Here is a 3,254-nt window from a genome sequence, read left to right as displayed (position 1 = left end):
TAATGTAGGAAAGTCACATCAATCCTGAACCGTCTGGCTACAGGCGCAGATGCCCTGGCGCTAGGAGCCGTCAAATAGCAATTCCAGCAATTCCGGGAAAAGCGTGCGGCGGTTTTCCCCCCGGAATTGCGAAAGACAAAGACTACACGGAGCATTCATGCGCATCTTCACCGCCTCGCTGGCGACGGAAACCAACACCTTCTCGCCGGTGCCGACCGACCGGACCTCGTTCGAGATGGCCTTCTATGCCGGGCCGGGCAAGCATCCGGCAACGCCGACGCTGTGCTCGTCACCGATCGTGGCGCTGCGCCGGCGCGCGGCAGGCGAGGGCCTGACCGTCATCGAAGGCACCGCCACCTGGGCCGAGCCCGGAGGACTGGTGCAGCGGCAAGCCTTTGAGGCGCTGCGCGACGAGATCCTCGGCCAGCTCAGGGAAGCGCTGCCGGTCGATGCCGTCATCCTCGGCCTGCATGGCGCGATGGTGGCGCAAGGCTATGACGACTGCGAGGGCGACCTGCTCGAACGCGTGCGCGCCATCGTCGGTCCGAAGGTGGTGATCGCCTCAGAGTTCGATCCGCACAGCCATTTGACGCCGAAGCGTGTCGCGGCATCCGACATCATGGCCTACTTCCTCGAATTCCCGCACACCGATTTCTACGAGCGCGGCGAGCATGTCGTCGAGCTCGGTCTCGCCGCTGCGCGCGGCGAGATCAGGCCGGTGATCTCGACCTTCGACTGCCGCATGATCCAAGTGCTGCCGACGAGCCGCGAGCCGATGCGCTCCTTCGTCGACAAAATCAACGCGCTGCACGGCAAGGACGGCGTGCTGTCGGTCTCGGTCATCCATGGCTTCATGGCCGCAGACGTGCCGGAGATGGGCACGCGCATCCTGGTCGTCACCGACAACGAAAAGGAAAAGGGCGATGCACTGGCGGAAAGCTTGGGGCGCGAACTCTACGCCATGCGCGAAAGGACAGCGATGACGATGCTGAACACGGCCGACGGCATCGAGCGCGCGCTCGCCGTGCGCAAGGCGAATCCGGACAAACCGGTGGTCATCGCCGACATCTGGGACAATCCCGGTGGCGGCGTTGCCGGCGACGGCACCGTCGTGTTGCGCGAGCTGCTCGCGCGCGGCATCAGCAATGTCGGCATGGCGACGATCTGGGATCCGATCGCGGTGACGTTCTGTCAGGCAGCGGGTGAGGGCGCCGTCATCGATTTGCGCTTCGGCGGCAAGGCCGGGCCACTGGCGGGCGAGCCGATCGATGCGCGGGTCAAGGTGCTGAAGGCGGTCGGCGAAGGCTGGCAGAGTTTCGGACCGAGCCGGGTGACATTGGGGTCGGCCGCGGTGGTGCGCGTCGAAGGCACCGAGGTCGATGTCATCCTCAACACCAACCGCACGCAGACCTTCGAGCCGGACATCTTTTCCAACATCGGCGTCGATCCGCTGTCGAAGGACATATTGCTGATCAAGTCGACCAACCATTTCTACGCCGGCTTCGCACCGATCGCCGCCGAGATTATCTATGTCTCGGCACCGAGTTCGTATCCGAGCAATCCGGCGGTGACGGATTACACCAAGCTGGTGCGGCCGGTGTGGCCGAGGGTGGCGGATCCGTGGCTCTAATCTCCCCCCTTGAGGGGGAGATGTCGCCAAAGGCGACAGAGGGGGTCCTCGCGCGTGAAGCGCTAGCCTCCATCTGCCGCAGGAGCTCGCGTCCAGTCGAACCGACCCCCTCTGGCCGCTTTGCGGCCATCTCCCCCTCGAGGGGGGAGATTAGCCAATCACACCAACCCCCGCTTCGCCATCATCGCCTCTGGCGACGGCATCTTGCCGCGGAACGCCATGTAGAGCTCTTCCGGATCCTTGGAGCCGCCGGCGGCGTAGATGTTTTGCTTCAGCCGCTCGGCCAATGCCGGGTTGAAGGGATCGCCCGCCTCCTCGAAGGCGGCAAAGGCGTCGGCGTCGAGCACTTCGGACCACATGTAGGAATAGTAGCCGGCCGAATAGCCGTCGCCTGCGAAGACATGGCCGAAATGCGGGGTGCGGTGGCGCATGGCGATGCTGTCGGGCATGTCGAGCTTGTCGAGCGTTTCGGCTTCGAAACGAAGCGGCTCTTGCAGCGCGTCGGGGCGCGCATGGTAGGCCATGTCGATCAGCGCCGAGGCGGTGAACTCGACTGTGGCGAAGCCGGCGCCGAAGGTGCGGGCGGCGAGCATCTTGTTGAGCAGGTCCTTCGGCATCGGCTTGCCGGTCTTGACGTGCAGCGCGTGCTTTTCGAGTACCGCCGGCACCGTCAGCCAGTGCTCGTAGAGCTGCGAGGGCAGCTCGACGAAATCTCGGCTCACGGACGTGCCCGAGACCGACGGCCAGGTGACGTCGGTCAGGATGCCGTGCAGTGCATGGCCGAATTCGTGGAACAGCGTCTTCGCCTCATCGACCGACAGGAGTGCGGCCTCGCCGGCCGGCGGCTTGGCGAAGTTCATGATGTTGTAGATAACGGGCCTGGAACCGTGCCCGAGCTTATAACCGGATTTCAGCGCGCTCATCCAGGCGCCCGAGCGCTTGGAGGGCCGGGCGAAGTAATCGGCGAGGAACAGGCCGCGCTCGCTGCCGTCGCCGTTCTTGACCACAAAGACGCGCGCGTCGGGATGCCAGGCCGCGATGCCCTGCTTCTCCTCGAAGCTGATGCCGAACAAGCGCGTCGCGACGTCGAAGCAGGCGTCGATGACGCGCTCGAGCTGCAGGTATGGCTTCAGCTCGGCCTCGTCGAAGGCGAATTTCTCGGCGCGCAGCTTCTCCTGGTAGAAGCGCCAGTCCCAGGCGGCGAATTTTTCGTTGCTGCCGGCCTCTGTCGCCAGCCGCTCCAATTCCTTTTGGTCGAACGCCGCCTTCTCCAGCGCCTTCTCCCATACCGGGTCGAGCAGCGCGTGCACGGCTTTCGGGGTCTTGGCCATGGTGTCGTCGAGCTTCAGCGCTGCGAAGGAGTTGTAGCCGAGCAGTTTTGCCTTCTCGGCGCGCAGTTTCAGCATGTCGCGGACCACTTCGGTGTTGTCGGTGGCGCCGCCGTTCTGGCCGCGCATGGTGAAGGCGCGGAAGGCGATCTCGCGCAGGTCGCGGCGCTCGGAGAAGGTCGAGAACGGCTCGTAGATCGAGCGTGACAGCGTCACGGCGAAGCGGCCCTTCTGGCCGCGCATCTCGGCCGCTTCCGCCATGGCGCTTTTCAGGAAATCCGGCAGGCCGGCGAGAT

Annotated in this window: 2 protein-coding genes; one reads left to right on the top strand and one right to left on the bottom strand. The window is 64.7% G+C overall.

The window, feature by feature from the left end; all coding sequences use genetic code 11:
* Positions 1–157: 157 nt before the first annotated feature.
* On the top strand, positions 158–1,630 hold the full coding sequence (locus EN745_RS32340) for a M81 family metallopeptidase (RefSeq protein WP_127423127.1): 1,473 nt from the start codon (positions 158–160) through the stop codon (positions 1,628–1,630).
* Positions 1,631–1,788: 158 nt separating this feature from the next.
* On the opposite strand, the gene EN745_RS32335 is transcribed toward EN745_RS32340, so the two are convergent.
* On the bottom strand, positions 1,789–3,254 hold a 1,466-nt coding region (locus EN745_RS32335), incomplete at its 5' end, for a M3 family metallopeptidase (protein WP_127423126.1).

This window comes from Mesorhizobium sp. M4A.F.Ca.ET.022.05.2.1 (assembly GCF_003998845.1).
Lineage (GTDB): Bacteria > Pseudomonadota > Alphaproteobacteria > Rhizobiales > Rhizobiaceae > Mesorhizobium.
Note: the sequence above shows the minus strand (reverse complement) of the source record. Positions and strands in the feature narration are given on the sequence as shown.